Origin of the sequence: Pseudomonas gingeri, from assembly GCF_013385425.1 — a bacterium.
In the GTDB taxonomy this organism is placed as follows: Bacteria; Pseudomonadota; Gammaproteobacteria; order Pseudomonadales; family Pseudomonadaceae; genus Aquipseudomonas; species Aquipseudomonas gingeri_D.
Genome location: NZ_JACAQA010000001.1, coordinates 60,368 through 86,106, shown reverse-complemented (window position 1 = coordinate 86,106; position 25,739 = coordinate 60,368). Strand labels below are relative to the sequence as shown.

At 62.0% G+C, this 25,739-nt stretch carries 23 protein-coding genes and 1 pseudogene; 12 read left to right on the top strand and 12 right to left on the bottom strand.

The features are described 5' to 3' along the window. Positions 1-78 precede the first annotated feature (78 nt). From HX830_RS00355 to HX830_RS00345, 3 genes are all read right to left on the bottom strand, one after another. Positions 79-447 (bottom strand): glyoxalase superfamily protein, encoded by a 369-nt coding sequence (locus HX830_RS00355; protein WP_152737658.1) that lies wholly within the window; start codon positions 445-447, stop codon positions 79-81. A 207-nt stretch (positions 448-654) separates the two neighbouring features. After that, positions 655-1,548, bottom strand: a complete 894-nt coding sequence (locus tag HX830_RS00350) for an NAD-dependent epimerase/dehydratase family protein (RefSeq protein ID WP_152737659.1) — start codon at positions 1,546-1,548, stop codon at positions 655-657. Positions 1,549-1,691: 143 nt separating this feature from the next. Beyond that, complete coding sequence (locus HX830_RS00345; RefSeq protein ID WP_177098595.1) at positions 1,692-2,588, bottom strand: LysR substrate-binding domain-containing protein; 897 nt, start codon at positions 2,586-2,588, stop codon at positions 1,692-1,694. 488 nt (positions 2,589-3,076) lie between these two features. Here HX830_RS00345 and HX830_RS00340 point away from each other — a divergent pair, with 488 nt between their 5' ends. Continuing rightward, entirely contained in the window at positions 3,077-3,505 is a 429-nt protein-coding gene (locus HX830_RS00340; RefSeq protein WP_103496141.1) for a hypothetical protein, read from the top strand. 144 nt (positions 3,506-3,649) lie between these two features. Here HX830_RS00340 and HX830_RS00335 read toward each other — a convergent pair whose 3' ends face one another. Then, positions 3,650-4,417 carry a sulfite exporter TauE/SafE family protein gene (locus HX830_RS00335; RefSeq protein WP_177098594.1) on the bottom strand — a complete coding sequence of 256 codons (768 nt, stop codon included), beginning with the start codon at positions 4,415-4,417 and terminating at the stop codon, positions 3,650-3,652. A gap of 80 nt (positions 4,418-4,497) precedes the next feature. Here HX830_RS00335 and HX830_RS00330 point away from each other — a divergent pair, with 80 nt between their 5' ends. Further along, positions 4,498-5,430, top strand: a complete 933-nt coding sequence (locus HX830_RS00330) for a LysR family transcriptional regulator (protein ID WP_177098593.1) — start codon at positions 4,498-4,500, stop codon at positions 5,428-5,430. Between the two features lie 39 nt (positions 5,431-5,469). Continuing rightward, entirely contained in the window at positions 5,470-5,817 is a 348-nt protein-coding gene (locus HX830_RS00325; protein WP_103496138.1) for a cupin domain-containing protein, read from the top strand. A 68-nt stretch (positions 5,818-5,885) separates the two neighbouring features. Here the strand turns inward: HX830_RS00325 and HX830_RS00320 are convergent, their stop codons facing one another. Continuing rightward, positions 5,886-7,364, bottom strand: a complete 1,479-nt coding sequence (locus HX830_RS00320) for an NCS1 family nucleobase:cation symporter-1 (RefSeq protein ID WP_177098592.1) — start codon at positions 7,362-7,364, stop codon at positions 5,886-5,888. A 589-nt stretch (positions 7,365-7,953) separates the two neighbouring features. Between HX830_RS00320 and HX830_RS00315 the strand changes: the two genes are divergently transcribed. After that, complete coding sequence (locus HX830_RS00315; RefSeq protein WP_256350355.1) at positions 7,954-9,576, top strand: methyl-accepting chemotaxis protein; 1,623 nt, start codon at positions 7,954-7,956, stop codon at positions 9,574-9,576. 9 nt (positions 9,577-9,585) lie between these two features. On the opposite strand, the gene HX830_RS00310 is transcribed toward HX830_RS00315, so the two are convergent. The 3 genes from HX830_RS00310 to HX830_RS00300 form a co-directional block, all read right to left on the bottom strand. Next, positions 9,586-11,949: a DNA polymerase II gene (locus HX830_RS00310; protein ID WP_177098591.1), complete on the bottom strand. Its 2,364-nt coding sequence runs from the start codon at positions 11,947-11,949 to the stop codon at positions 9,586-9,588. Positions 11,950-12,175: 226 nt separating this feature from the next. Beyond that, a complete protein-coding gene (gene mmsB / locus HX830_RS00305) occupies positions 12,176-13,060 on the bottom strand; it encodes a 3-hydroxyisobutyrate dehydrogenase (protein ID WP_177098590.1) in 885 nt (294 codons plus the stop codon). A 14-nt stretch (positions 13,061-13,074) separates the two neighbouring features. Next, positions 13,075-14,598 (bottom strand): CoA-acylating methylmalonate-semialdehyde dehydrogenase, encoded by a 1,524-nt coding sequence (locus HX830_RS00300; RefSeq protein WP_152737665.1) that lies wholly within the window; start codon positions 14,596-14,598, stop codon positions 13,075-13,077. A gap of 131 nt (positions 14,599-14,729) precedes the next feature. Between HX830_RS00300 and HX830_RS00295 the strand changes: the two genes are divergently transcribed. Further along, the gene (locus HX830_RS00295) at positions 14,730-15,677 is read left to right on the top strand and encodes a LysR family transcriptional regulator (protein ID WP_103496134.1); all 948 of its coding nucleotides are present in this window, start codon (positions 14,730-14,732) and stop codon (positions 15,675-15,677) included. 82 nt (positions 15,678-15,759) lie between these two features. Here the strand turns inward: HX830_RS00295 and HX830_RS31955 are convergent. From HX830_RS31955 to HX830_RS00280, 4 genes and pseudogenes are all read right to left on the bottom strand, one after another. Next, positions 15,760-15,882 (bottom strand): annotated as a pseudogene (locus HX830_RS31955) (BrnA antitoxin family protein); the annotation flags it as partial. A gap of 179 nt (positions 15,883-16,061) precedes the next feature. After that, entirely contained in the window at positions 16,062-16,346 is a 285-nt protein-coding gene (locus tag HX830_RS00290) for a hypothetical protein (RefSeq protein ID WP_177098589.1), read from the bottom strand. Between the two features lie 366 nt (positions 16,347-16,712). Beyond that, entirely contained in the window at positions 16,713-17,603 is an 891-nt protein-coding gene (locus HX830_RS00285) for an esterase/lipase family protein (protein WP_177098588.1), read from the bottom strand. A gap of 121 nt (positions 17,604-17,724) precedes the next feature. Continuing rightward, the gene (locus HX830_RS00280; protein WP_177098587.1) at positions 17,725-19,794 is read right to left on the bottom strand and encodes an AsmA family protein; all 2,070 of its coding nucleotides are present in this window, start codon (positions 19,792-19,794) and stop codon (positions 17,725-17,727) included. 361 nt (positions 19,795-20,155) lie between these two features. On the opposite strand from HX830_RS00280, the gene HX830_RS00275 reads away from it, so the two are divergent. From HX830_RS00275 to HX830_RS00245, 7 genes are all read left to right on the top strand, one after another. Further along, the gene (locus tag HX830_RS00275) at positions 20,156-20,695 is read left to right on the top strand and encodes a hypothetical protein (protein WP_152737827.1); all 540 of its coding nucleotides are present in this window, start codon (positions 20,156-20,158) and stop codon (positions 20,693-20,695) included. A 164-nt stretch (positions 20,696-20,859) separates the two neighbouring features. Beyond that, positions 20,860-21,492 carry a TetR family transcriptional regulator gene (locus HX830_RS00270; RefSeq protein WP_103495681.1) on the top strand — a complete coding sequence of 211 codons (633 nt, stop codon included), beginning with the start codon at positions 20,860-20,862 and terminating at the stop codon, positions 21,490-21,492. A 290-nt stretch (positions 21,493-21,782) separates the two neighbouring features. Continuing rightward, on the top strand, positions 21,783-22,283 hold the full coding sequence (gene ureE / locus HX830_RS00265; protein WP_177098586.1) for an urease accessory protein UreE: 501 nt from the start codon (positions 21,783-21,785) through the stop codon (positions 22,281-22,283). Then, positions 22,280-22,954, top strand: coding sequence for an urease accessory protein UreF (locus tag HX830_RS00260; RefSeq protein ID WP_177098585.1), 675 nt, complete (start codon positions 22,280-22,282; stop codon positions 22,952-22,954). Before ureE ends, HX830_RS00260 begins: the two co-directional genes overlap by 4 nt. 9 nt (positions 22,955-22,963) lie before the next feature. Beyond that, positions 22,964-23,578: an urease accessory protein UreG gene (gene ureG, locus HX830_RS00255; protein WP_103495679.1), complete on the top strand. Its 615-nt coding sequence runs from the start codon at positions 22,964-22,966 to the stop codon at positions 23,576-23,578. A gap of 40 nt (positions 23,579-23,618) precedes the next feature. Then, positions 23,619-24,191 carry a HupE/UreJ family protein gene (locus tag HX830_RS00250; protein WP_177098584.1) on the top strand — a complete coding sequence of 191 codons (573 nt, stop codon included), beginning with the start codon at positions 23,619-23,621 and terminating at the stop codon, positions 24,189-24,191. A gap of 255 nt (positions 24,192-24,446) precedes the next feature. Further along, the gene (locus tag HX830_RS00245; protein ID WP_177098583.1) at positions 24,447-25,580 is read left to right on the top strand and encodes an AGE family epimerase/isomerase; all 1,134 of its coding nucleotides are present in this window, start codon (positions 24,447-24,449) and stop codon (positions 25,578-25,580) included. Positions 25,581-25,739 lie beyond the last annotated feature (159 nt).

Genomic DNA, 25,739 nt, shown 5'->3' with positions numbered 1-25,739 from the left:
TGGGCCTCTTCGCGGCGGTCCGGCGTCCCGGCAAGCTCCGCGCCCACAGATGACCGCCTTCAGCCCGGCTGGACGTCGTCAGGCGCAAATCGCGTTGGTAAACACCAGCCGATTGCCGAACGGATCACGTAGCGTCATGTCCAGGCTGCCCCAGGGCATGGCCTGAATCTCTGGCGGTACATCGCCGCCGGCCCTGTCCAGCAACTGCGCCCTGAACGCTTCCAGCTCGTCGGTTTCAATACGCAGCGCCGCTCCCGGCGTGGCGTCGCCCTTGTGCTCACTCAGGTGCAGCACGCAGTCACCCCGGGATACTTGCAGGTACAACGGAAACCCGGGCTCGAAACGGTGCTGCCAATCGACGCAGAATCCGAGGAAGTCGATGTAGAACGCCAACGCCCTGCCCTCGTCATCGATATGCAGGACGGGAGTGGTTTTACCGAAACTCATGACGGGTCTTCCTGGCTACCTGGATCAAAGCGCTTCGGCCTCGAAAGCAGATTCTTTAATAGCCAGGTGCCATCATCATAAAAAGCGCGAAGTGGCTCGCAAAAACCACGTCTTAAAGCCTCCGGGACGCACAGGCAAGCGCACAGATCAGAGCACCTGGCCGGGCTGATCGCCCCCAGGTCCGGGAACGATCAACCCGCTGCTGCGTTACACCATCTCGTTGAGAATCCACTCGATCACCGACGTACGCTTGGGTGCCCAGCCCAGCAGTTCCCGGGCTTTCTTGCCGCGTACCCGGCTGTTGGAACCCAGGCCATAGTTGGCCATTTCATAACCCCACTCGGCCTCGGCGTCAGCCAGCGGCCAGTCCTGCGGCTCGCCCAGGTTCAGGGCCCGGGCCATGGCGGTGGTCATCTCGATAAACGCGGCCTCACCGCTTTCCACGAAGTAGAAGGCGCCCGCCGGGGTCTTGGTCAGTGCCAACAGATACAGCGCCACCACATCATCGATATGCACGTTGGACCAGATGTTCCGGCCCGTGCCGACATGGCGCACCACGCCACTCTTGCGCGCCTGCTTGAGCAGTCGCGGCAACTGCACGCTGTCGCGGTTCACGCCCCGGCTGTGGCCGTAGATCAGCGTGTTGCAGAGCACCGCCGAGCGCACGCCGAAGGCGGCCGCGCCCAGGACCAGGTTGTCGATGGCCACGCGCGCGGCCTTGTCGACAGTCGGTTCGGGCAGTTGGTCTTCATAGTAAATGTGGTCGCTGGCCAGGCCGCCGGAGGCATCACCGACAATGCTCGAACCGCTGGTGTGCAGGAACACCTTGTCGGAGCCGCGCAGGGCGCCGAGCAAGGCTTCCACCGCCCCCCGATGGTCGCTGCTGGCGGCGTTGATCACCGCGTCGGCCTGGCGTGCCTGTTCAGCGAGCAATAGGCTGTCATCCAGGGTACCGATGACAGGGGTGATGCCCAGGCGCCGCATTTCTTCAGCCTGCTCGGCGCTGCGCACAAGGCCCGTGACCTGATGACCGGCCTTGACCAGGCCAGTGGCGATGGAGCCGCCGATAAAGCCGGCGGCGCCGGTAATGAAAACGTTCATGGAGAAACTCCGTGCGTGGGTCAGTGATGGACCCAGTATCGAAGACTTATCCGTGCCGAATAAGCCTATGCGACCCAATTCACTCTTGCGCAGGCGTCACGAATGATCTGAAAGCATCAGATCCGCCCCCCCCATGCCGACACCTACACGGCATACCCCGCCAGCTTGTCCTGGATGAAATCGAGGAAGCACTGAATCCGTAACGCCAGCTGCGAGTTTCGGTAGTACACCGCGTGAATCGGCTGGCGATAGCCGCTGTTGGCCTCGGGCAGAATCACCCGCAGGCGCCCGGCCTGGATGTCCTGATGGGTCATGAAATGCGACAGGCAGACAATGCCCTGCCCTTCCAGGGCCAACTGGCGCAACGTCTCGCCGCTGGACGCGCTGATGCCAGGCTGGATCTGCCAGCGATCACCCTGGGCATGCCGCAAAGGCCAGTGGTTCAGGCTTTCGGTCTGGGTAAACCCGAGCAATGTATGCCCGGACAACTCGCTGACGCTGGCTGGCAGCCCATGCTTTTCCAGATACGCGGGGCTGGCGAGGATATTCAGCGGGCTGCTGCCCAGGGAACGCGCGTGCAGGGTCGAATCCGCCAGGTTGCCGATACGAATGGCGATATCGGTACTTTGCTCCAGCAGGTCGATGATCAGGTCGTTGCTGTTGAGCTCCAACTGGATATCCGGATACAGGCGGCGAAACTCCGCGATATAGGGCACCACCGCATGCAACATGAAGGGCGAAGCGGCATTGATCCGCAGGCGCCCGGCCGGCCTGCGCTGACGCAAGGACAGGCGCTCCTCCAGCTCATCCATCTGCTCCAGGATCTGCTTGGCTCGCTCGAAGAAAAACTTGCCCTCCTCGGTCAGGTCCATGCGCCGCGTGGTGCGGTTGATCAAGGTGGTCTCCAACTTGGCCTCGAGCCGCGACAGGCTCCGGCTGACCGCCGATGGCGTCTGGCCAACCTGTTCGGCTGCGGCGGAAATCGAGCCGCACTCGATGACACACACAAAGATCTGCAATTCATCGGATCTGGCTTTCACCTGTGTTCCTCATGGAAAACTCGCTCGACAATCGCCCTATTCAGCGGCTGCGTTATTTTGTCTGAAATGTATTAATCCAAACACAATTATTACATTGCCAGTGCCGCTCTCCAGATAAACTTCCCTGAACTAACTTCGACACTTAAATGCCTATTGATACCAATATCCCGACACAAACCAGCCTATTCCCCGCCACTCTCTTCTTCAAGAAGGACTGTTTTGCCCCCAGGGATAATTCATTACTTCAGAAACCCCAATCATCAATTATTCTCAGCCACACAAGAATTACACTACAAAAATTGGGATGGCCCCATCAACTCAGAGAAAAGTCCTACTCATTACACCGACAACAGGGCCGGATTGCCGCCCTGCTGGAATTGAGCGCAGCCATCACCTGTCCATCAGTGCCCTGGTATTCGGCGTGCCGGTGTTTTCGACGGAGGATCTGAGCCCCGGCAAGTACACGGCACTGGCCGAGATGGGGGCAGATGCATGCCCTGCCGCCAGCCGAAGAACTGACGGTGCAATGGTTTACTTCACGACTTGGCAAAACCCGGCCATCGGCGTCGTTAAGCGCCGCAAAGGTGGAGCTGGCCGTCTATCGGGACCGGGTCGCGAAGATCATCGCCCAAGGCAAGACCTCGACTCTCAGCGCCCTCAACCGCTTCTGGCAAAACCTGCCTACCTTGCTTGAACATGACGATAACCAGCCCTCGGCACCGACAGAAATTCCAGCACCTACGCTCGACTTTCTGAATATCGAACTCAATGCACGACAGCGACAGATCTTCCTGCTGACCGAACAACTAGCGCTCAGCGAAGCGAAGGTCACGAGACTGCAAGCATCCAACAGCTTCAGAGTCACAGCGCCGCTGCGCTCACTGAGGCGTAGTTTCAGAAAATTGAGAGAGCGATAAATGCAATCCATCCTGAAGCTGTCGGCGCTCAAACACGGCACACTCAAGACCGATCCGTATGCATGGGCCGAGATCAGCAACCTGTATTCGGCACAAGACGCCGCGGCTCTGGCCGCGACCTATCCCCACGATCACTTCAAGCCATCAACCGCCGATCAGCAGATGCCCACCCAGCAGGCCCAGCCCGACAAAAAATACTCGTTTGAACAGCGCGGCGCTGACACGTTGGCGCAACCACTGCCCGAACAGCATGCCGAGGATCGCGGGGAGCAACACCAGCAATGAGGCCCCCAGGGCCCCCTCTCCCAGCGCCCCACGCCAGAACAGACCGAGGGCCAGCGCCAGGGTCGAGACAGTGAACGACAGGCCCAGCGCCTGCACCAGCTCATCCTTGTTCAAGCCCAGCGCTTGCAGGTAAGGCACGGCGGGAATCACGAACACACCGGTGGCCGAGGTGATGATGCCCGTGACCAGCCCACAGGCCGGACCCAACCAGCGTTCCGTCCGCGCCCCCACCCGTAGCGTCGGCAGAAACAGGCCACTCAAGGCATACAACAGCAAGGCGGCGCCCAATCCCCGCACCATCCCATGGCCACCCTCCACCCCACCCAGCCACCACGTGCCGGCGCCGGTGCCGAGGAAGATCGCCAGCAACATCGGCCAGAGCCGTTTGAGCAGGGTCGACAGGTGCCCACCCGCCGCCAGTTGCCAGACATTGGTCAGGGTCGCGGGAAGGATCAACAGCGCCGCAGCCTGCGTCGGGGCCATAGCCAGGCCAAGCAGGCCCATGGCAACCGTCGGCAGCCCGAGGCCGATCACCCCCTTGACCATGCCCGCCAGCAGAAAGGTGCCCAGCACCAGCAGGGAAAGGGCCAGGCCCAGGCTTTGGTAAAACTCGAGGAATGTATTCATGCCGACAGACTGGACCCGGGCGGCGAGTTTGAAAATCTGTCATGCATTGAGCTAGCCTCTTGCAAAGAGAGAGGCTGAGCATGCACTTCGACCTGATCGACCTTAGGCTGTACCTGAATATCCTCGACGCCGGCAATATCACCGCCGGGGCGGCGCGCAGCCACCTGTCGCTGCCGGCCGCCAGTGCACGGATACGGGCTCTGGAAACCTCCCTTGGTACGCCGTTCTTCCAGCGTGGCCGCCGTGGCGTCACCCCCACACCCGCCGGCAAGGCATTGGCCCAGCATGCCCGGCTGATGCTGCAACAGGCCGAACGCCTGCGCCAGGACCTCGCCGAATACGCCCACGGCGTGAAAGGCCAGGTCCGCCTGCTGGGCAACAGCGCCGCGATCAGCGAATACCTGCCGGAACGGCTCGCGGACTTTCTGCGCAACCACCCGCATATCGACCTCGACCTGCAGGAGTTGCCCAGCCTGCGAATTGTCCACGCCATCAGCCAGGGCGCGGCGGAGATCGGCATCGTCTCCGACGCGGTGGATACCCGGGACTTGCAGACCCGACCCTTTTGCGATGATCCGCTGGTGGTGGCGATTCCCCTCGGCCACGCCTTGGCGGAACAATCGCACCTGCGCTTCAGCGATACCTTGCGCCACGAACAGGTCGGTCTGCCCGCCGGCAGCGCCCTCGCCGCCTACCTGGAAGAACAGGCCTTGCACCTGGGAATGCGCCTGCAACTGCGGGTACGGGCCGACGGCTTTGACGGGGTGTTGCGCATGGTCGCGCGCGGTGCGGGTCCCGGCATCGTGCCCCAGGCAACCCTGGATCGTTGGCCGGGTGCGACGGCCTTTGTCAGCCGCCCGTTGCCCGAGCCCTGGGCCCGACGCAAGCTGCTGCTGTGCGCCCGCTCGTTCGAACACCTGCCGGGTTATGCCCGCGCCTTGCTCGATGCGTTATGCGCTCATGGGCAGGTCGATGTCGAACCTGGACAACTGCCCGGTGCCGACGACCGCTAGGGTGCAGGCTTCCTCAAGAACCTGCGCCCGGAGCCCAGCATGTCCAATCCACCGATCACCGTTCTGCGCGACACCCACCCGTTGCCGGTCCTCGATGCCTGCAAATGGGAAAAACTGGCGGGCGACCCGCACACCGTCAACCTCAACGCCTACACCAGCGAAGACGGCAGCAAGATCATGGGCACCTGGATCTGCACCCCGGGCAAATGGCGGGTTGAGTACCTGAAGTGGGAGTACTGCCACTTCCAGGAAGGTTACTGCATCATCACCCCGGACGGCCTGGCGCCGATCCACCTGCGCGCCGGCGATATCTTCGTGATCGAGCCCGGGATGAAAGGCACCTGGGAAGTCGTGGAAACCGTGCGCAAGTATTTCGTCTTCGCCTGATTCTGCCAGCCGGAACAGGCCGCGGGTGAAACGACGGATAACCCTGCCCGTCGTTTCACCCAGCCCCTCTAGACTGTTTCGCCGAGCGCTGAAACAGCCGCCGCCCTACGATTGGCCAGCACATAAACGATCGCCCCGCTGCCGGCACCGATCAGCCATCCCCAGTCACCGACATTGAAAATCAAGCCGAATGCGCCCAGCAGCGCCAGGCCGATCGACAGGCTTCCCGAAACGATCAGCGCGAACAGGGCCTTGCTGTTCCAGCCGCTCTCGAAATACAGCGAACCCTCGGGCGACAGCGTGTACAAATCCTCCAGCTTGATGACCTGGCGTTTCACCCGATAGTAGTCGGCGACCATGATGCCGAACATCGGCCCCAGCACGGCACCGAAGATACTGACGAATATCGTGATCGCCTGGGGACTCGAGACAAACAGCCATGGGCAGACCAGCACCGACAGGATCGAAGTGATCAAGCCGCCCAGCTTGAAGTTGATTTTCTGCGGCGCCAGATTGGCGATGTCATAGGCCGGCGAGACAAAGTTCGCCACGATATTGATGCCCATGGTGGCGACGATAAAGGTGAGCGCGCCGATGATCGACACCAGGGGGTTATTGATTTTCTCGACAATCAGCACCGGGTCCATGATCGCCTCGCCGAAGACCTTCATCGAACCGCCCGTGACAATCACCGTGATGATCGCAAAAACGATGAAGTTCACCGGCAGGCCCCAGAAGTTGCCCTTTTTCATCACCGCTTCGCTCTTGGCGAAACGGGAAAAGTCGCCGAAGTTCAGCAGCAGCGCGGCGAAGTAGGCGACGATCAGCATCGCGGCACTGGCCATCAGGCCGATCGACTCCAGGCCCGTGAAGTGCTTGTCGGAGAACTGCATCGAGAAGCTGTCCAGGCCGGTCTTGGAGATCATCCAGCCGGCCAGCGCGAACATCACCACGTAGACCACCGGGCCGCAGAAATCGATAAATTTGCGGATCGTTTCCATCCCGGCCAGGAAGATCACCAGCTGGAAAAACCACATGAAGGCGAAGCTGATCCAGCCCAGCGTGGACAGCCCCAGCAGGCTGTTATGGGTGAACTCCGCCGCCGAGGGCAGCATCGCGATCACCAGCACCTGCACCGCCTTGGAGGCGAAATAGGTCTGTACCCCATACCAGACGATACCGACGATTCCCCGCACGACCGCGGCGAGATTGGCGCCGCGGACGCCGAAAGACATGCGCGCGACCACCGGAAACGGAATGCCGTACTTTTGCGACGGCCTGCCGATCAGGTTCATCAGGAAGTAGACGATGGTGATCCCGACGATCATCGAGAGCAGCACCTGCCAGCCCGTCAGCCCGAGAAAGAACAGGCTCGCGGCAAAGGTATAACCGCCGACCGAGTGAACGTCGGACATCCACATCGAGAACAGGCTGAATGTCCCCCAGGTTCGCCCCTCCGGCGCCGTGGGCGCCAGGTCCTGGTTGTAGAGCTGGGCGTGCGCGCCGGTGATGACGACCACCGGGACCTGATTTGCATCGATAGACATCGGGGTGACTCCCATGATTTTTCGCATTCTGATTGGCGTTATTTTGAATACAGATGCATGCAAGATTGGCCACAACCGCAAGCCTGATAAACACACATCAGCAAAATACGCGCCAGAAAAACCATGAGTCGTCTGATGGACGCTCGTAGATCGGGTCTTGAAGGGGCTGTACTGCTTGGAGACTTTTCGATTGGTGCGACTGAAGGCTCTAAAATGGATACATCCAATGAATAAAATTGTTCATTGAAGTGTTCGATCAGCGTAGACGCTTATTTTGCGGGCAAGAACTTTTCGATCCCTTTTGAGGTTCGAAATCCTGCCGAGGCGTATTTGGACGATACGGGTGTCGCCGTTTGATAGCGCCCAGGCGCGAGTCCGGTGCAACCGTTGCGCCAATCTGGTGCCTGCAGGAGCCTGCTTCCGGCACCGGGCCACTCCCCCGACCGGAAAGCTATCAGCCTGATTAGTTAATTCAATCATCACATTCTGTGGGCGGTAACATTACTATGCCAGTATCGCGACATTCGGAAAGAACCCACCCCGCTTCCAGCCCCCTTCCCTCATCGACCCTATCCAGGAGCCGTTCGTCATGCTGTTGAGGAACCTCAAGATCCCTGTGCGCTCCGCCCTGAGCTTCGCTGCCATCACCTTGCTGCTGGTCATCCTCGGCTTGTTCTCCCTGTCGAACATGAAGTCGATTCGTGGTCTGGCCGCGCAACTGGAAGAGCACTCCATGTCGGGCGTTATCGCCGCCGACCGGGTCAATGCCACGGGCCTGAAGCTGCTGCTGGAAAGCCGTCGACTGATCGCCCAGACCAACGCCCCCAGCCATGACGCTACCGTGCAGAACATCCGCACCCTGCGCGCCGATCTGCTCACTCAACTGCAGAGTTACAGCGCCTACATCAGTAGCGACCAGGAACGCCAACTGTTCAAGGTGGTCAGCGACGGTATCCAGCGCCTGACGCGCTTGGCCGACAGCTGCATCGACTTCAGCCAGAAAGGCCAGTACGCCGAAGCCGCCGCCCTGCTCGACGAGCAGATCCCCCTGAACAAACAGATGCAGCAAGCGATCGACCAGTTGGTGCAGTTGAATATCGACGGCGCCAGGCAGTCCGGTCGGGACTCCGACCAGACCTACCACAACAGCTTCAACGTCATAGTCGCGCTGATCATCGTCGCCGCCCTCGCCACTCTGGCCCTGGCGTTTTTCTTCACCCGCAGCATCGTCGAACCGCTGAAATACGCGCTGACGATCAACGACACCATTGCCCGTGGCGACCTGCGCAGCGAGATCGTGATCGAGGGCCAGGATGAGTTCTCGACCTTGCTGAAATCGGCCAGGACCATGCAGGACAACCTGCGCGAAACCATCCGCCTGATCGGCGATTCGTCCACGCAACTGGCGTCGGCCGCCGAACAGATGAGCAGCGTGACCGGCGAATCCAGTCGCGGCCTGCAACGCCAGAACCAGGAAATCGAACAGGCCGCCACGGCGGTGAACCAGATGACCGTCGCCGTCGACGCCGTGGCCCGCAATGCCGCTACGGCCTCGGACGCGGCGCGCTCATCCGGCCAGTCGAGCAATGTCGGCTCGGACCGGGTGATGCACACTGTCGCCGCCATCGAAAAACTCAGCGCCACCGTGCAAAGCACCAGCGGTGACGTCCAGCAACTGGCGGCGCAGTCCCAGGACATCAGCCAGGTTCTGGAAGTGATCCGCACCATCGCCGAGCAGACCAACCTGCTGGCCCTCAACGCCGCCATCGAGGCCGCCCGGGCCGGCGAGCAGGGCCGTGGCTTTGCGGTGGTGGCCGACGAGGTGCGCGCGCTGGCCGGGCGCACCCAACAGTCGACCGGGGAAATCTCGCAGATCATCGAGCGCATTCGCCAGGGCACCGAGCAGGTCACCGGCGCCATGCAGGACAGTTGCCAGGAAGCCCAGGACACCCTGCGCATCGCCCACGAAGCGGGCGCCGCGCTGACGGAAATCTCCACGGCGATCAACCAGATCAACGAGATGAACCTGCGCATCGCCGCCGGCTCCGAGGAGCAGGCTGAAGTGGCACGCACCGTGGACCGCAACCTGACGAGCATTCGCGATCTGTCCGTGCACAGCGCCACCGGCGCCCAGCAGACCTCGGTGGCGAGTACCGAACTGTCGCGACTGGCGGCGGATATGCATCGCTTGGTGGCGCGCTTCAGTCTCTGAGGTTGACGCTTAGAACAGCCCCAACTGCCCGCCGATCAGGGTGCTGAAATCGTCCTGGACAAAGGGCAGGATCGCATCCGCCACCGGCTGTAGCTGCCGGGTGATGTAGTGGTCGTAGTCGATCGGCGCGCGGCGTATCTCCAGCGGCTCGGGGCCGGCCAGGGTGATCACGTAGCTGATCCAGCCACCGTTCTGGTACTGCCGGGGCCGGCCTTGGGCATCGTTGTACTCATCGGCCAGGCGTGCCGCCCGCACATGGGGCGGCACATTGCGCTGGTAGTCGCCCAACTGGCGACGTAGGCGCTTGCGATAGACCAGCCGGTCGTCCAGTTCGCCCGCCAGAGTCCGGCGCACGTAGTCACGTACATAATCCTGATACGGCATCCGGTCGAAGATCCGCCGGTACAGCTCCTGCTGGAAATCCTGGGCCAGGGGCGACCAGTCGCTGCGTACGGTTTCCAGGCCCTTGTAGATCATCTCCTGGGTACCGTCGGCACGGGTTACCAACCCGGCATAACGTTTCTTGCTGCCCTCCTCGGCACCGCGAATGGTCGGCATCAGGAAGCGGCTGAAGTGGGTTTCGAATTGCAGCTCCAGAGCGCTGTCCAGCCCGAGCTCCTGTTGCAGGTGTTCGCGCCACCATTGGTTGACCTGGGCCACCAGGTTGCGGCCGATCCGTGCGGCGTCCTCCTCGCTGTGGGCTCGCTTGAGCCAGACGAAGGTAGAGTCGGTGTCGCCATAGATCACCGCGTAGCCCTGGGCTTCGATCAACTCTCGGGTCCGTCGCATGATCTCGTGGCCACGCAAGGTGATGGACGACGCCAGGCGCGTATCGAAGAAGCGGCAGCCGCTGGAACCGAGTACGCCGTAGAAAGCGTTCATGATGATTTTCAGCGCCTGGGACAGCGGCGCATTGTGTTCGCGCTTGGCCGTCTCCCGGCCCTGCCAGACGCTCTCGACAATGGCCGGCAGACAATGCCGCGTACGGGAGAAACGCGCCCCGCGAAAGCCGGGAATCGAGTCACTGTCGTCGGGATGGCGCAAACCTTCCACCAGCCCCACCGGGTCGATCAGGAAGGTGCGGATGATCGACGGATAGAGGCTTTTGTAATCGAGCACCAACACCGATTCGTACAGGCCGGGCCGCGAGTCCATGACAAAACCGCCGGGGCTGGCTTCGGGAGTGCGCTCCCCCAGGTTCGGCGCGACAAAGCCCTGGCGATGCATCAACGGCAGGTAGAGGTGGGTGAACGCCGCCACGGAGCCGCCGCTGCGGTCTGTGGGCAAACCGGTGACCGTGGCGCGCTCCAGCAGGAAGGTCAGCAACTGGGTCTTGTCGAAGATCCGCGTCACCAGCTCGCAGTCCTTGAGGTTGTAGCGCGCCAGGGCGGGCTTGTCCTCGGCGAACATGCGGTCGATCTCGTCCATGCGCTGGTACGGGTTGTCGATGGACTTGCCCTCGCCCAGCAGGTGTTGCGCGACATATTCGAGGCTGAAGGAAGGAAAGCTCCACGTGGCCGAGCGCAGGGCCTCGATGCCGTCGATGATCAAGCGGCCGGCGGCGGCCGCGAAGTAGTGGGTGTTGCGCGCGCCGTTGTCGCGCCAGCCCATGACGTCGCCGCCACGTCCCAGGCGCAGCGGCACCTTCAGGCGTTCAGCGTGCTCGTGCAGGACCCGCAGGTCGAACTGCACCAGGTTCCAGCCGATGATCGCGTCCGGGTCATGGAGGGCCAGCCAGTCGTTCAGGGCTTCGAGCAAGCCGGCGCGGGTGTCGCGGTAGTCGAACTTGAAATCGACCTGGGTGGCATCGCCGTTGGCCGGTCCCAACATGTACACCTGACGCTCGCCGCAGCCTTCCAGGGCGATGGAATACAGTTCGCCCTGCATGGTGGTTTCAATATCCAGGGATACCAGCTTCAGGCGCGGGCGATAGCCTGGCGCCGGTTTCATCTGGGTATCGAGCAGCGGGCCGTCAACGTTGGCGGTGCCGCCGAACTGGACCGGCGCGGTGATAAAGCGCTCCATCAGGAAGCGCTCGGGCGGGCGGATATCGGCTTCATAGACATCGACGCCGCCCTTGCGCAGCAGCTTCTCGATATTCATCAGTTGCCGATGTTGCTGGCAATACAGGCCGAGGATGGGGCGATGATGGAAGTCGAGCAGTTCCAGGGGACGCAACTCGACTCCACGCTCACCACGCAGCAAGGCTTCGGCACGTTGGCGATGGGCGACGGGAATGAAAGCGACGGAGGGTTGCGGCGGTAGCCGGACATGCCGGGGACCGTTGTCGGTGGCCAGCCAGAACTCGACCTGCGTGCCCGTGGGGGTGTCGCGCCAATGCCGGGTCAGGACAAAACCCTGCTGTAGATCCACCACCCGCACCTCGAAAGCATTTTCAGGGAGATGATTCTACGCGTCATGGACGGACAGGTGTGCGGATCCGGCCCTGCCCAAGCCCTCAAGAACACTGAAGACCTGTAGGAGCGTGGCTTGCCCGCGAAGCTTTTAGCGGTCTCACGGGCCTCTTCGCGGGCAAGCCACGCTCCTACAGTTTTGTGTCGTACGCTTAGGCGCGTTCGGCGAGAAACCGTAGCCCCACTTAAGGTTTGCGATAAGCGTTGACGATCGCCGAGAAATCCAACCCCCCTTCCCCACGCAAACTCATCGCCTGGTAAAGCTGCTGCGCCACCGCGCCCAGCACCACTGGCTGATGCGCCTGACGCGCCGCCTCCGTCGCCAGCCCCAGATCCTTCAACATCAACTCGGCCCCGAAACCACCGGTATACCCCCGCGATGCCGGCGCCGTATCGACGATCCCCGGCCAGGGGTTATAGGTCTCCGAACTCCAGCAACGTCCGGTGGAACTGTTGATCACCCCGGCCAGCACCTGAGTGTCGATCCCCAATGCCGCGCCCAGGGCCATGGCTTCGCTGACCCCGACCATGGAAATGCCCAGCAGCAGGTTGTTGCAGATCTTGGCGATCTGCCCGGTGCCCACTTCGCCGCAATGGACGATATTGCGGCCCATCTGCGCCAGCACCGGCTGCAGGGTGGTGAACAGCTCCTGGGAAGCCCCGACCATAAAGGTCAGGGTCCCGGCCGCCGCACCGCCGGTCCCGCCGGACACCGGCGCATCGCCCATCGCCACGCCCTGCCTGGCCGCCGCCGCCGCGACATCCTTGGCGGTCTGCGGATCGATGGTGCTGCAATCCACCGCCGGCACGCCCCGACCGATACCAGCCAGCACACCGTCCTCGCCCAACCAGACGCTACGCACATGGGCAGCGGCCGGCAGCATGGTGATCACCAATTCGCTGCCCTGAGCGGCAACTTTCGGCGATTCGCTGATGGTCCCGCCAAGGGCTGCCAACTCTTCCAATACGGTCTTGTTCAAGTCGAACAGATTCAGGCTGTGCCCGGCCTTGATCAGGTTGCGCGCCATTGGCGCGCCCATATTGCCCAAGCCGATAAATGCAATCTTCATGGCAGATTCCTCGCTCAGCGCAGATTGATGGTGGTGTTCACACCATGGTTGACACTGTCATCGTCGAACCAGCGACTGGTGACCGTCTTGGTCTGAGTGTAGAACTGCACCACCTGCTTGCCGTACGGACCGAGGTCACCGAGCTTGGAACCGCGCGAACCGGTGAAGCTGAAGAAGGGTACCGGCACCGGAATCGGGATATTGATGCCGACCTGGCCGACGTCGATTTCGCTCTGGAACTTGCGCGCCGAGGCGCCGCTCTGGGTAAACAGGCCAGTGCCATTGCCGAACGGGTTGGCGTTGACCAGGGCAATCGCCTCGTCAAGGGTGTCGACTTCCAGCACCACCAGCACCGGGCCGAAGATTTCCTGGGTGTAGATCTGCATATCGGTGGTCACCCCGGAGAACAGGGTCGGGCCGACAAAGTTACCCTGCTCGAAGCCCGGCACCTGGATATCGCGACCGTCCAGCTCCAGCTTGGCGCCTTCCTTGATACCGCTTTCGATCAGGCTCAGCACACGCGCTTTCGCGCGCTTGGAAATCAGCGGACCGACATCGGTGCCCGCCTCGCTGCCGGCATTGACCTTGAGTTTCAGCGCCAGGGCCTTGAGGTCCGGCAACCATTGTTTCGCCGCGCCCACCAGCACCACCACCGAAGTCGCCATGCAGCGCTGGCCAGCCGCGCCGAAACCGGCACCGACCAGGGCATTGAGGGTTTGTTCACGGTTGGCATCGGGCAGCACCACCGCATGGTTCTTCGCGCCCATCATCGACTGCACGCGCTTGCCGTGGCGGCCGGCGAGGTCGTAGACATGGGTGCCGACGGCCGTCGAACCGACGAAGGAAACAGCCTTGATGTCCTTGTGGGTGCACAGCGCATCCACCACTTCCTTGCCGCCATGCACCACGTTGAGCACGCCTGGCGGTACACCGGCTTCCAACGCCAGCTCCACCAGCAGCAGCGTCGACAGCGGGTCCTGCTCGGACGGCTTGAGGACGAAGGTGTTACCGCAGGCAATCGCCATCGGGAACATCCACAGCGGAATCATCGCCGGGAAGTTGAAGGGGGTGATCCCGGCACAGACACCGATGGGCTGGCGCAGGGTGTAGGTATCGACACCACCGGCGACGTTCTCGGCGAACTCGCCCATCTGCAGGGTGCCGATGGAGCAGGCGTGTTCCACCACTTCCAGGCCACGGAAGATATCGCCTTCGGCGTCGGCAATGGTCTTGCCCTGCTCGGCGCTGAGGACCACGGCGATGCGCTTGGAGTGTTCGCGGATCAGCGCTTGCAGCTTGAGCATGATGCGCATGCGCGCGCCGATGGGGGTCAGCTTCCAGGTCTGGAAGGCGCGGTGCGCGGCGTCGATGGCGGCGTTGACTTCAGCGGCGGTGGCGAACGGGACTTTGGCCAGGACTTCCTGGGTCGCCGGATTGACGATGTCGTGCCATTCACTGGTCTGGGATTCGACCCACTCGCCATTGATCAGCAGCTTGGCGGTCTTGAGGGTGGTGTCGGGCTTGAGAGAAACGTTCATTGAAGTCTCCTGAATTATTGTGGGGCCGAATCCGAGGCGGGCGAGGCAGCGCCCGAGCATGGTGACTGGACTGTTTTTGGAGTATAGATGTGCGTTCTTCTAATAAGAATGCACATAAAAACCGGACCAACATGCAAAAAAACATCACGTCTTTGGGTTCATTGAACTGGGACGACCTGAAGTTTTTCCTCGAGGTCGCCCGTACCCGCAAGGCCAGCAGCGCGGCCAAGCGCCTGGCGGTGGACTACACCACGGTGTCGCGCCGCATCAGCTCACTGGAGGGTGCGCTAGGCACCTTGCTCTTCGAAAAATCCCGGACCAACGGTTTTGTGCTGACCGCCGAGGGCCAGCGTTTGCTGGGCTATGCGGAGTCCATCGAAAGCACCTTGCACATGGCTTGCGAGCAGGTCTCGGGGTCTGGCGTGGCGCTGTCGGGGCATGTGCGGATGGGCTGCACGGAAGGGTTCGGCAGCTTTTTCATCACCCCGCAGTTGAGCCATTTCGTCGATGCGTACCCGGCGATTTCCGTCGATATACTGCCATTGCCGCACTTCATCAGTTTGTCCAAGCGCGAGGCGGATATCGTCATTGCGCTGGAACGGCCGGAGCATGGGCCGTATGTGTGCTGCAAGTTGTGTGATTACCGCTTGCAGCTGTATGCGACCCAGGAATATCTGGACCAGCATCCGCCGATCCGTCGTGCCAGTGATTTGGGGCGGCATCGATTTGTCAGCTATGTGGATGATCTGGCGTTCAGCAATGAGCTGCTGTACCTGGCCAATGCCCTGCCGAATGCCACGGCCAACTTGCGCAGCACCAGCGTGATTGCGCAGTTCGTCGCGGCGCAGCAGGGCCGGGCGCTGGCAATCCTGCCGTGTTTCCTCGCGGCCCAGGACCCGAGGCTGCTGCCGGTGCTGGCGGATGAAGTGAATATCACCCGGCAGTTCTGGATGTACTGCCGGGAGGATCTGCGCAAGTTGAAGCGCATTACCTTGTTGTGGGATTACATTCGGGATGTGACGGAGCGCAATCAGGCGCTGTTGATGGGAGAAACGCGGAGCATGGTTTTCCACGATTGAGGCTGGGCGTGATCTCTTGTGGGAGCTGGCTTGCCGGCGATGGCGTCATTGCGGGCGACTCAAGCCTCCAGGGCCCCATCGCAGGCAAGCGCAATTCGGCACTGCGGAAGAAGTCTTCACTCAGCTCGGGGATTTCGCTGGTGTCGATATCCTGGTCGTTCAGCTTGGCCAGGTGCTCCCAGTCAGTTTTCGATGTTTTCGACATAGTATCTGGCCTCCTGTTTGGAAGATTTTCGGGCACACCAGATGCTCGGCAAGACCGGGCGCGGTCCCTTGTAGGAGCAGGGCTTGCCCGCGAAGGGGCCCTCAAGATCGCTAAAAGCTTCGCGGGCAAGCCACGCTCCTACAGGTTTGTGTGGTGTTTTCAGATCCGCGTTTTTCGGATCAGGCCTGCAAGGCGCTTGGCTGACGATCCGTGAATCGACCCTGCATTGCATCCAACGCGTCGCAGCCATCCTGCAACAACAGATAGGTTGCTGAGGCGAAGTGCTGGAGATCGCGATCACAGGTATTGCCGATGCTCATGCAGGTCAGGCTGTGGCTCAGGTCGCGAGCCGCCTTGAGGCGCTGTATGGCAAATTCGTAGAGATTACGCACCGGGACGTCGAGTTTGAGATAGAGCACCGGGGCGTCAGTGAGGTTGCTTTGTAACGGGCGGAAATTGGTCATGTTGTCACTCCGTAATAGTCATAGAGTCACCAACATCTGCGGCTAAACAAACGAGGGTGGCAGCTGCACGCGGGTTAGCCGACCGAGACTATTACGAAACTCGGCACACCCGGAGGTGTCCCACGCACAGCCGCCATGGCAAAAAAACAGGCAGCAAAAAGCGCCGACATCATAAGGCGCTTCTGCGTTTCGTAACAGTTTCGATCGGCTAAGACCGGTCACCGATTCGTCGATGACCACCGAACTATAGTCCAGCGCCCCGCCGAATAGCTGCCGCTTTTACACCCTGAAATACGTGCCAGTACCGCTGCCAGCGATGGCATTTTCACTCTCTGCGACAGGGCATTCAGCGTTGAACACCTCGCTTCAGACACCCGCCAACTTCAACCGCCGCGCATGCTCGACAAACAACCGGATCGGCTCCGCGCCCTTGCCCACCAACCCGAACGACTGGTTGACGATATCAAGGTGATCCAGCGGATAGTCATCGCCGATCACCGTTCCCAAATGCGAGCTGTTACGGCCGACCATGCCATCGCACTGCCCGGCCTCACGCACGAAGGTTTTGGCGAACAGCCGGCAACTGCGGTTGGTGCCATCGAACAGATTGCGCCCGCGATCCGTGATCCCGGGCTGCAAGATGCCGGACCAGGAGTAGTAACGCACTCCATTCACCAATTCATCGCCCTGCCCGCCCCAGCTCTGCGGCAACCCTTGCGGGTATTGCAGATTGAACAGCGCAACCCCTTCGCTGGTCAGCGACTGGTGTGACGCCGGCAGGTCCATCGGCAGCCTCAGCCCGTAATGGCCCGTGTCCAGCCATCCCATCACCCGCGCCACCATACAAAGCGCCAGGCTGAGCAGACGAGCCGGCAGCCCCTCACGGGGATAGTGCTTGTCAAAATAGTCCGCCAGCTCCGAGCCATGATTGGGACCGGCGACCGAGGTCACCGAGGCCACCCACTCCGGCCGTTTCGCCGCCGCATAACGGGCCGTCAGCGCGCCCTGGCTATGGCCGATCAGATTGACCTTGTCGGCCCCGGTGTCGCGGCGGATCCGCTCGATCCGCGCCAGCAATTGCTCACCGCGCACCTCGCTGGAATGCAGCGGCGAGACCGCCACCGGAAATACCCGCGCGCCACCACGACGCAACGCCGGCACAATCCCGTACCAGTAGGGAAAAAATACCAGGCGGACAAAGCCGAGCATGCCCGGCACCAGCACCAGCGGATAACGTGTGGCAAGTTCTTGCGGCATCCCGTGAGCATCCCTGAAGGTCAAAAGCCAAAGCCCGGCAGCACTGCGAAGGTCAAAGCATCGGCATTGAAGATGACAAATGCATTGTGGCGAGCCGGCCAGCCGGTATCACGCCACGCTTTCAGCCCTTCACCGTCTTCGGCGCCTTGCCCGCACGCATCTGTTCCAGCAACGGCGCGCACTGATTCGGTACATCGCCGCTGGGCGCCACCAACGCCAGCAGCCCCGCCGCCGGCCCGGCGATCAAGCCCAGGGCGACCATGCCCGCGCCGCGCAACATCAACGGCACCGCCTGCACACCGGCATCGGGCTTGATGAATTTGCCCCGCACATACAAGGGCGAGCGCAAGGACAACAAGCGCAAGCCCTTGGACTCAGGCGTGACCTTCAAGTCCAACTGCTCGTTGGCAAAGTTGGCCGTGCCATCGATATAGATGATTGCGTTCTCGGTATCGAAGACAAACAGCCGGGTGGTCGCCAGGCCGCTCTTGATCCCCAGGTCCGCCGCCGCGCAATTGATCTTCACTTCCTTGTCGCCAAAGATTTTCCCGACCACGTAGTTACCCACGTTGAGCCCGGCAATCTCCATCAACCCACGGCTGATGGCGCCATCGTTGACCAGCATCTTCAGGTCGCCATTGGAGGTGCCGAGCAACTTCGCCACCGAGTTGCCGGTGCCGGCGATATCCGCATCGCCATTGAGTTCACCGAAGCTGGTCTGCATCGGCTCGAAGGTGGGGAACAGTTGCTTGAGCTTGAAGTTGCGCGCCGTCAGCTTGGCCCGGCCCTGCATCGGCGTGGTGCGGCCGTTGAGGCGGATCTGTGCGTCGAGCTTGCCACCGGCCACGCCGAAACGCAGCGGCTCAAGGCTCAGCTCGCCGTCGGTGAGCACCAGGTGGGTATAGAGGTCGGTAAACGGTAATTCGCTGCTATGGACGATGCGCTTGCCGGTGAATTCCACGTCGGCATCCATGTCGCGCCAGCGCTCGGTGCGGAACTCTTCCACCGGCAGCACCCTGTCCGCCGGCTGTTTGCTTTCACCGCCACGGGCCTTCTGCTTGGCGTTGGAGTCGGCGCCGATCAACGGCGCCAGGTCGGTCATCAGCAGTTGATTGGAGACCAGGGTGCCACTGAGTTTGGGCCGCGGCTGGCTCGCCAGATAAGTGAGGTCGCCGTGGATATCGCTGGTGCCGATCTTGCCGTTGAATTTCTCGTAGGTGAACGCGGCCCCGGCGGGATCCCGTAGTTTGGCGATCAGATGACCGTCGGTCTCATACGCTGGCGAATCCGGCAGGGTGACGCCGGTCAGCGGGTAGAGGTTGCCCAGGCTGGTGCCCGACAGCGTCAGGCGCAGGTCGAGGGCGCCGAGATTGCGTGGGTCGGTCAGGGTCCCGGCGACGGCGATCCGGGTGTCAGCGATCTTCACGTCGGCCTGGACCGGGAACGGTTTGGCCGCGTCCTGCAAGGCCAGCAAGCCGCCGATCTTGCCGCTGCCGGCGAGGTTCTGGCCGTGGTAATGGCCTTTGGCGTTCAGCGCAAAGGCATAGTCCTGGGGGGCAGCGCCTTTCTCCAGAGCCTTTTTCGCGGCCTTGTCACCGACGATATCGCCGAACGGAATCGACTTGCCCAACGGATCGATCACCAGATCCAAGTGAGCATTCAGGCTCTGGTCGTCGAGGGTGACATGACCCTTGTCAAAGCCGATGGCACCGATATCCACCACCCAGCTGGACGGTTCGGCGTTCGGGTCCGAGGGATCGAACTGGAAGCTCCAACTGGCGCGACCATCGGCCAGGCGTTCGAGGCTGGCATTGGGCTCGGTCAGGTCGATACGTGGGATCACCACCTGCCGCACCAGCAGCGGCAACGGCGAGAGACGCAGTTCGACACGCTTGAGGGTGACCATCTGCGGGCTCTTCGACCAGTCGGGATTGCCCAGGGTCAGGTCCTCGGCGATCAGATGCGGCCAAGGCACCCAGGCCCGCCAGCCGCCCTCGTCGGCTTCACGCTGCCAGCGCAGGGACAAATCACCATTGATAGCAAAGGGCCGATGGAGGATGGCCGAGACCTTGGCATTGATCGGCGGTTTGACCCGGTTCCAATCGAACAAGGCGATGACGGCGACCAGCACGGCCAGCAGTAGGACAAGGCTGGCGCCGGTCCAGGCAAGAATCTTTCGAGTGCGCGTCATTGCACGGGGCTCCTAGAACGACTGAGCGTCCAAAAATCGACGCATTATGCCTGTACGACCCACAAACGCCCGACAAGGTTTAACGCCAAAAACCATTAATCGACCCGGGCTGGGAATCAACGGTCCTGACCCATCCGCCAGCTTTTCGTTCACTGCATGCCCCCATGTGGCGCGGCAGTGGGTCGAAAATACCCATTGCGGAGCAAAGGTAACGCGCTGTAAGCCTTGATCTAGAGGGGTTTGGGTAGAACCATCAATTCCGTTGATTATTAACATTGTGCTTATGAACTTTTATATCGATTTTGCAAGAGTAGCATTGGCTTCGTACCCACTTTATCGCCCTCCTACGGAGCACCCGATCATGAAACGCCAATTACTGCTTAGCCTCACACTTGCCGTCCTGACTGCCAATGCCTACGCGCTGCCAGCCCGTGAACAGGCTGCTCCACAGGCTCAGGCCAGCCATGCAACCGTTAGCCAAGTGCTGAACACCCTGGCCGAAGACGGTAGCTCCCGTACTCCACAAGCCCAACACGAAAGAGAAAACGGCTTGGCCGAAAACGGTTCCAGCAAAACCGCAATCGGTGAGAACGACAAATTCGCTGAAAACGGTAGCGACCATACTCCACAAGCCCAGCACGAAAGAGAAAACGGCTTGGCCGAGAATGGCTCCAGCAAAACCGCCATTGGTGAGAACGACAAGTTCGCTGAAAACGGCAGCGCCCATACACCACAAGCCCAACACGAAAGAGAAAACGGCCTGGCCGAGAACGGCTCCAGCAAGACCTCCATTGGTGAGAACGACAAATTCGCCGAAGGTGGCCGTGCTCGCCTGGAAGAGAAAGGTTTGGTCCAAGACGGCGGTGACCGTGTGATCGAACGCAACAGCAGCCTGAGTTAAGGCCTTGCTGGCCTGGAACAAAGCCCGGTCTCCTGGACCGGGCTTTGATATTTCAGGGCCCTGAATATTCGAAATCCCGCGATTGCCCCCTTCTCTTGGTTCGACGCCGGCAAAGCTGATTTGCTAGAGTGCGCCGCTCTCTTCATCCAGAAAATACCCTTGCGATGCTGCCCCGCGCCGAACAGAAACAACAGACTCGACACGCGCTCATGGACGCTGCCCGGCACCTGATGGAATCCGGCCGTGGCTTCGGCAGCCTGAGCCTGCGGGAAGTGGCGAAGACCGCCGGCATCGTGCCCACCGGTTTCTACCGGCATTTCGACGATATGGACCAGCTCGGCCTGGCCCTGGTCCGCGAAGTCGGCCAGACCTTCCGCGAAACCATCCGGCTGGTGCGTCACAACGAGTTCGTCATGGGCGGCATTATCGATGCGTCGGTGCGGATTTTTCTCGATGTGGTGGCGGCCAATCGCTCGCAGTTCCTGTTTCTCGCCCGTGAGCAATACGGTGGCTCGCAGCCGGTGCGCCAGGCCATCGGGGCGTTGCGGGAAAATATCAGCACGGACCTGGCGACCGACCTGGGCCTGATGCCCAAGCTCGACCACCTGGACCCCGCCGGGTTGGCGGTCATGGCCGACCTGATCGTCAAGAGTGTGTTCGCCACCCTGCCGGATATCATCGACCCACCGTCCGATCCCTTGCCGGAACATCTGACGCCCCAAGCCAAGATCACCCAGCAACTGCGCTTCATCTTTATCGGATTGAAGCATTGGCAGGGTCTGGGCAGTACCGAGTAACCGGAACGGGTGCCCTGCACCCGGATCGCCGGCAAGCCCCTACAGTTCGATACGACAAGATCTTGGCGTTGAAACGCAGACCTGTGGGAGCCGGTGTGCCGGCGATGAGGCCCGCCAGGCACCACAAAAGCGCACTTACATCACTTGCGCACCATCTTGAAACATTCTGAAACATGACTACGCTCCCTTTTCAGGCATCCAGCGCTTTCTGACGGGACTTTCCTACGCGGCGAACGATTGGCAAGCCCCTTGCTCTAGCTCAACCATCGCTCATTGCCGGAAGCCTCCTGATGTTGGTGATTCATCGCAGAATCGAAGCGCAATCCACCTGGGCCGCCGAGCTGCACCTGAACTTCGAAGCCCGCAGCAAAAGTCGCCTGCGCTGTTTCAGTGCCGAGGGTGAGGACGTAGGACTGTTCCTTGAACGTGGCCAGCCACCGCTGTACGACGGTGAATACCTGGAAGCCGAGGACGGCCGCATCGTGCGGGTCTGCGCACGCCCCGAACAACTGCTGCACGTCACCTGCCGCAATGCCTTCGAACTGACCCGTGCCGCCTATCACCTGGGCAACCGCCATGTCACCCTGCAAGTCGGCGACGGCTGGCTCCGGCTACTCGACGACTACGTGCTCAAGGCCATGCTCGAACAGCTCGGCGCCCATACCGAAACCCTCGAAGCCCCATTCCAGCCGGAACACGGTGCCTACGGCGGCGGCCATCACCACTCCCGCCACGGCGACGAAGACTTCAACTACCCGCCGCGCCTGCACCAGTTCGGTGTGCGCCCATGAACCCGGCCTGGGCGCTGTTGCGCCTGGCCAGCCCGCAATTGCCCATCGGCGGCTACAGCTATTCCCAAGGCCTGGAAATGGCCGTGGAACAGGCCCGGGTCAAGGACGCAGATGGCGCCCGGCGCTGGATCGCCGATCAATTACTGCTCAATCTGGCCCGCTTCGAAGCGCCGCTGCTGCTCGCCCATTGCCAGGCGGCGGCGGACGAAAACTGGGGCGAGTTGCAACAGCTCTGCGAAGAACACCGCGCCAGCCGCGAAACCCGCGAGCTGTATCAGGAAAGCCGGCAGATGGGTTATTCCCTGCAGCAGTTGCTCAGCGGCCTGCCGGAACTGGATGACACCGCCCGAACCTTCCTCGCACAGCAAAGCGAACCGCATCTGGCCCTGGGCTGGGCGCTGGCCGCCCGTGCCTGGCAGATCAGTCCCCAGGACGCCTTGGCCGCCTGGCTCTGGAGCTGGCTGGAAAACCAGCTGGCCGTGCTGATGAAAACCCTGCCCCTGGGCCAGCAAGCCGCCCAGCGCCTGACCAGCGAGTTGCTGCCCCTGCTGCAACAGGCCCAGCAAGCCGCCACGGCCCAGGACCTTCAATCCATCGGCAGCGCCGCCTTCGGCCTGTCCCTGGCGTGCATGGCCCATGAGCGCCAGTACAGCCGCCTGTTTCGTTCCTAGGAGAACATGATGAACGCACAACCTCTGCGTGTCGGTATCGGCGGCCCGGTGGGCTCCGGCAAGACCGCCCTGACCCTGGCCCTGTGCCTGGCCCTGCGCGACCGCTACAACCTGGCGGTGGTGACCAACGATATCTATACCCGCGAAGACGCCGACTTCCTGGTGCGCAACGAGGCCCTGGCCCCGGAGCGGATCATCGGCGTGGAAACCGGTGGCTGCCCGCACACCGCGATTCGCGAGGATGCCTCGATCAACCTCGAAGCCGTCGACCAGTTGAACCGTCGCTTTCCGGGGTTGGACCTGATCCTGGTGGAATCCGGCGGCGACAACCTCTCGGCGACCTTCAGCCCGGAACTCTCCGACCTGACGATCTACGTGATCGACGTCTCGGCCGGCGACAAGCTGCCGCGCAAGGGCGGGCCGGGGATCTGCAAGTCCGACCTGCTGGTGATCAACAAGATCGACCTGGCACCGCTGGTGGGCGCGTCCCTGGAGATGATGGACAGCGACACGCGGCGCATGCGCGGTGACAAGCCGTTTGTCTTCAGCAACCAGAAAACCGGACATGGCCTGGACGCCATCGTCGCCTTTATCGAACGCCAGGGCCTGCTGACAGCAGCCTGATGCCTGGCCAACCGCTACTTCAACAATACGGAGCCCAACCATGACCTTGAAAAAAATCCTCGGTACCCTCGCCCTGCTGCTTATGCCAGCCATCGCCTTTGCCCATCCCGGCCACGGCGACAGCGGCTGGATGGCGGGTGTCAGCCATCCGGTCAGCGGCATCGATCATTTGCTGGCGATGGTGGCCGTCGGTTTGTGGGCGGCGCAGCAAAAAGGCAGCGCGCGCTGGGCGTTGCCCTGCACCTTTGTCGGAACCATGCTGCTCGGCGGGGTACTGGGTTTCGAAGGGCTGGCGCTGCCGGCACTGGAAAGCGGGATTGCCGCGTCGGTATTGGCCCTGGGCCTGGCGGTGGCGCTGGCGGTACGGCCACCGTTGAGCCTGGCGCTGGCGGCGACGGCGCTGTTTGCCTTGTTCCATGGTGTGGCCCACGGTCTTGAACTGCCAGAGATGTCGAGCCCGTGGACCTATGCGGCCGGTTTTGTGGTCGCGACCGCGACTTTGCATGCACTGGGTTATGCCGTGGTGCGGGTGTTGCCGCAAGCCGCGGCACCGTTGGTGCGGGTGGCCGGTGCTGCTGCGGCGGCGACCGGGGTCTGGTTGCTCGCGGGCTGATTCTTGTAGCGCCAGGGCGGGCCTCTTCGCGGGCAAGCCCAGCTCCTACAGTTTTGCGGCGAGCCTCAATGAGGTGATCGACATAAACCCTGTAGGAGCAGGGCTTGCCCGCGAAGAGGCCCGCATGATCAGCAAAAATGTCTCAGGCAGACCCCATTGCGCTATTCCTACGTTCTGCTCACCACAACCACAGCATCGTCCGCTACCGCCTGTTAACATGTCGCGCAACCGCCCTTGCCCTGACGACGCCAGCCGATGCCCGATGTTTCCAGCTCCGCCTCCACGCCTGAATTGAGTGCACTGTTCAACACCGTGCAAGACCACTTCCGCCAGGTCATCGTGCCGCTGTGGCAAGGCCCCGGCTGGAACGCCGAGATGGCGCTGCCCTACGAGGCGCTCGACGCCGACCATCGGCCGTTGCCCGCGCAACGCTATCGCGCCATGGCCTGCGCCCGTCAGTTGTATCTGTTTTCCAGCCTGATCGGCGACGCCGCTTTCCCGGCCGCCGCTGAACGCGCCAGCGCGCTGTTCCGTTCGTTGCAACGGCATTTCCACGATGCCGAGTACGGCGGCTGGTTCTACAGCGTCGACCCCCACGGCAAGCCGCTGGACACCCGCAAGGATCTCTACACCCACGCCTTTATTCTCTTCGCCTGCGCCCATTACTGGGCCAAGGTCCGCGAGCCGCTGGTGGAGTCGGTGCTCAACGCCGCCCTGGAAGTGATCGCCGTGCGTTTCGCCAATGGCGACGGCCTGTATGAAGCGAGTTTGGAGCGTGACTGGTCGCCCCTGGGCAGCGGGCCGTTGCAGAACCCGTTGATGCACCTGGCCGAAGCTTTTCTGGCGACCCTGTCGGTACGTGAAGACGCCCCCACCCAGGGCGCACTGCTGGCCCTGGCCGCCGGCATGCAGCAACGCTTTATCGACCGCCACCACGGCGTGATGCTGGAGAAACCGCTGGGGGCTGTGGATAACTGGTTCGAACCGGGCCATCAGTTCGAATGGCTGTTCCTGCTGGAGTCATCGCCCTTGCTGCGCGGCACCGCGCTGCATGGCTCGCTGGAGCGGGCGTTCGCCTTTGCCGAGCAATCGGGGGTCGATCCGCACAGCGGCGCGGTCAGCGGCATGCTGGGCATCGACGGCAGCCTGCGCGACGGCACCCAACGGATCTGGGCCCAGGCTGAATACCTGCGGACGCTGACGTTGCGTGTGGATAACTCGGCGCGCCTACAGCACCAGTTGGCGGCCTTGCAGCAGCACTTCCTGCACCCGGGCGGCTGGCACGAGTGCCTGGACGCCAAGGGCGAGGTCAGCCGGAAGGATATGCCGTCGACCACCCCTTATCACCTGGCGACCTGCCTGAGTGGCCTGGCCGAGTATTTCGGCTGAGCCAAGCACAAGCAGGCACTTGAAGACATTGCGGGAGCGGTGCTTGTCGGATCGCCGCACCGCCGCGAAGCTTTTAGCGGCCTCAAGGGCCTCTTCGCGAGCAAGCTCTGCTCCCACAGGGGACAGTGCCTGGCCTTGGCTGCAAGGCATCAGGCCAAA

Coding starts and splice junctions, on each gene's coding strand:
- HX830_RS00355 (WP_152737658.1), bottom strand. CDS start 447: ATGAGTTTCGGTAAAACCACTCCCGTCCTGCATATCGATGACGAGGGC.
- HX830_RS00350 (WP_152737659.1), bottom strand. CDS start 1,548: ATGAACGTTTTCATTACCGGCGCCGCCGGCTTTATCGGCGGCTCCATC.
- HX830_RS00340 (WP_103496141.1), top strand. CDS start 3,077: ATGCATGCCCTGCCGCCAGCCGAAGAACTGACGGTGCAATGGTTTACT.
- HX830_RS00335 (WP_177098594.1), bottom strand. CDS start 4,417: ATGAATACATTCCTCGAGTTTTACCAAAGCCTGGGCCTGGCCCTTTCC.
- HX830_RS00330 (WP_177098593.1), top strand. CDS start 4,498: ATGCACTTCGACCTGATCGACCTTAGGCTGTACCTGAATATCCTCGAC.
- HX830_RS00325 (WP_103496138.1), top strand. CDS start 5,470: ATGTCCAATCCACCGATCACCGTTCTGCGCGACACCCACCCGTTGCCG.
- HX830_RS00320 (WP_177098592.1), bottom strand. CDS start 7,364: ATGTCTATCGATGCAAATCAGGTCCCGGTGGTCGTCATCACCGGCGCG.
- HX830_RS00315 (WP_256350355.1), top strand. CDS start 7,954: ATGCTGTTGAGGAACCTCAAGATCCCTGTGCGCTCCGCCCTGAGCTTC.
- mmsB (WP_177098590.1), bottom strand. CDS start 13,060: ATGAAGATTGCATTTATCGGCTTGGGCAATATGGGCGCGCCAATGGCG.
- HX830_RS00300 (WP_152737665.1), bottom strand. CDS start 14,598: ATGAACGTTTCTCTCAAGCCCGACACCACCCTCAAGACCGCCAAGCTG.
- HX830_RS00295 (WP_103496134.1), top strand. CDS start 14,730: ATGCAAAAAAACATCACGTCTTTGGGTTCATTGAACTGGGACGACCTG.
- HX830_RS00290 (WP_177098589.1), bottom strand. CDS start 16,346: ATGACCAATTTCCGCCCGTTACAAAGCAACCTCACTGACGCCCCGGTG.
- HX830_RS00285 (WP_177098588.1), bottom strand. CDS start 17,603: ATGCCGCAAGAACTTGCCACACGTTATCCGCTGGTGCTGGTGCCGGGC.
- HX830_RS00280 (WP_177098587.1), bottom strand. CDS start 19,794: ATGACGCGCACTCGAAAGATTCTTGCCTGGACCGGCGCCAGCCTTGTC.
- HX830_RS00275 (WP_152737827.1), top strand. CDS start 20,156: ATGAAACGCCAATTACTGCTTAGCCTCACACTTGCCGTCCTGACTGCC.
- HX830_RS00270 (WP_103495681.1), top strand. CDS start 20,860: ATGCTGCCCCGCGCCGAACAGAAACAACAGACTCGACACGCGCTCATG.
- ureE (WP_177098586.1), top strand. CDS start 21,783: ATGTTGGTGATTCATCGCAGAATCGAAGCGCAATCCACCTGGGCCGCC.
- HX830_RS00260 (WP_177098585.1), top strand. CDS start 22,280: ATGAACCCGGCCTGGGCGCTGTTGCGCCTGGCCAGCCCGCAATTGCCC.
- ureG (WP_103495679.1), top strand. CDS start 22,964: ATGAACGCACAACCTCTGCGTGTCGGTATCGGCGGCCCGGTGGGCTCC.
- HX830_RS00250 (WP_177098584.1), top strand. CDS start 23,619: ATGACCTTGAAAAAAATCCTCGGTACCCTCGCCCTGCTGCTTATGCCA.
- HX830_RS00245 (WP_177098583.1), top strand. CDS start 24,447: ATGCCCGATGTTTCCAGCTCCGCCTCCACGCCTGAATTGAGTGCACTG.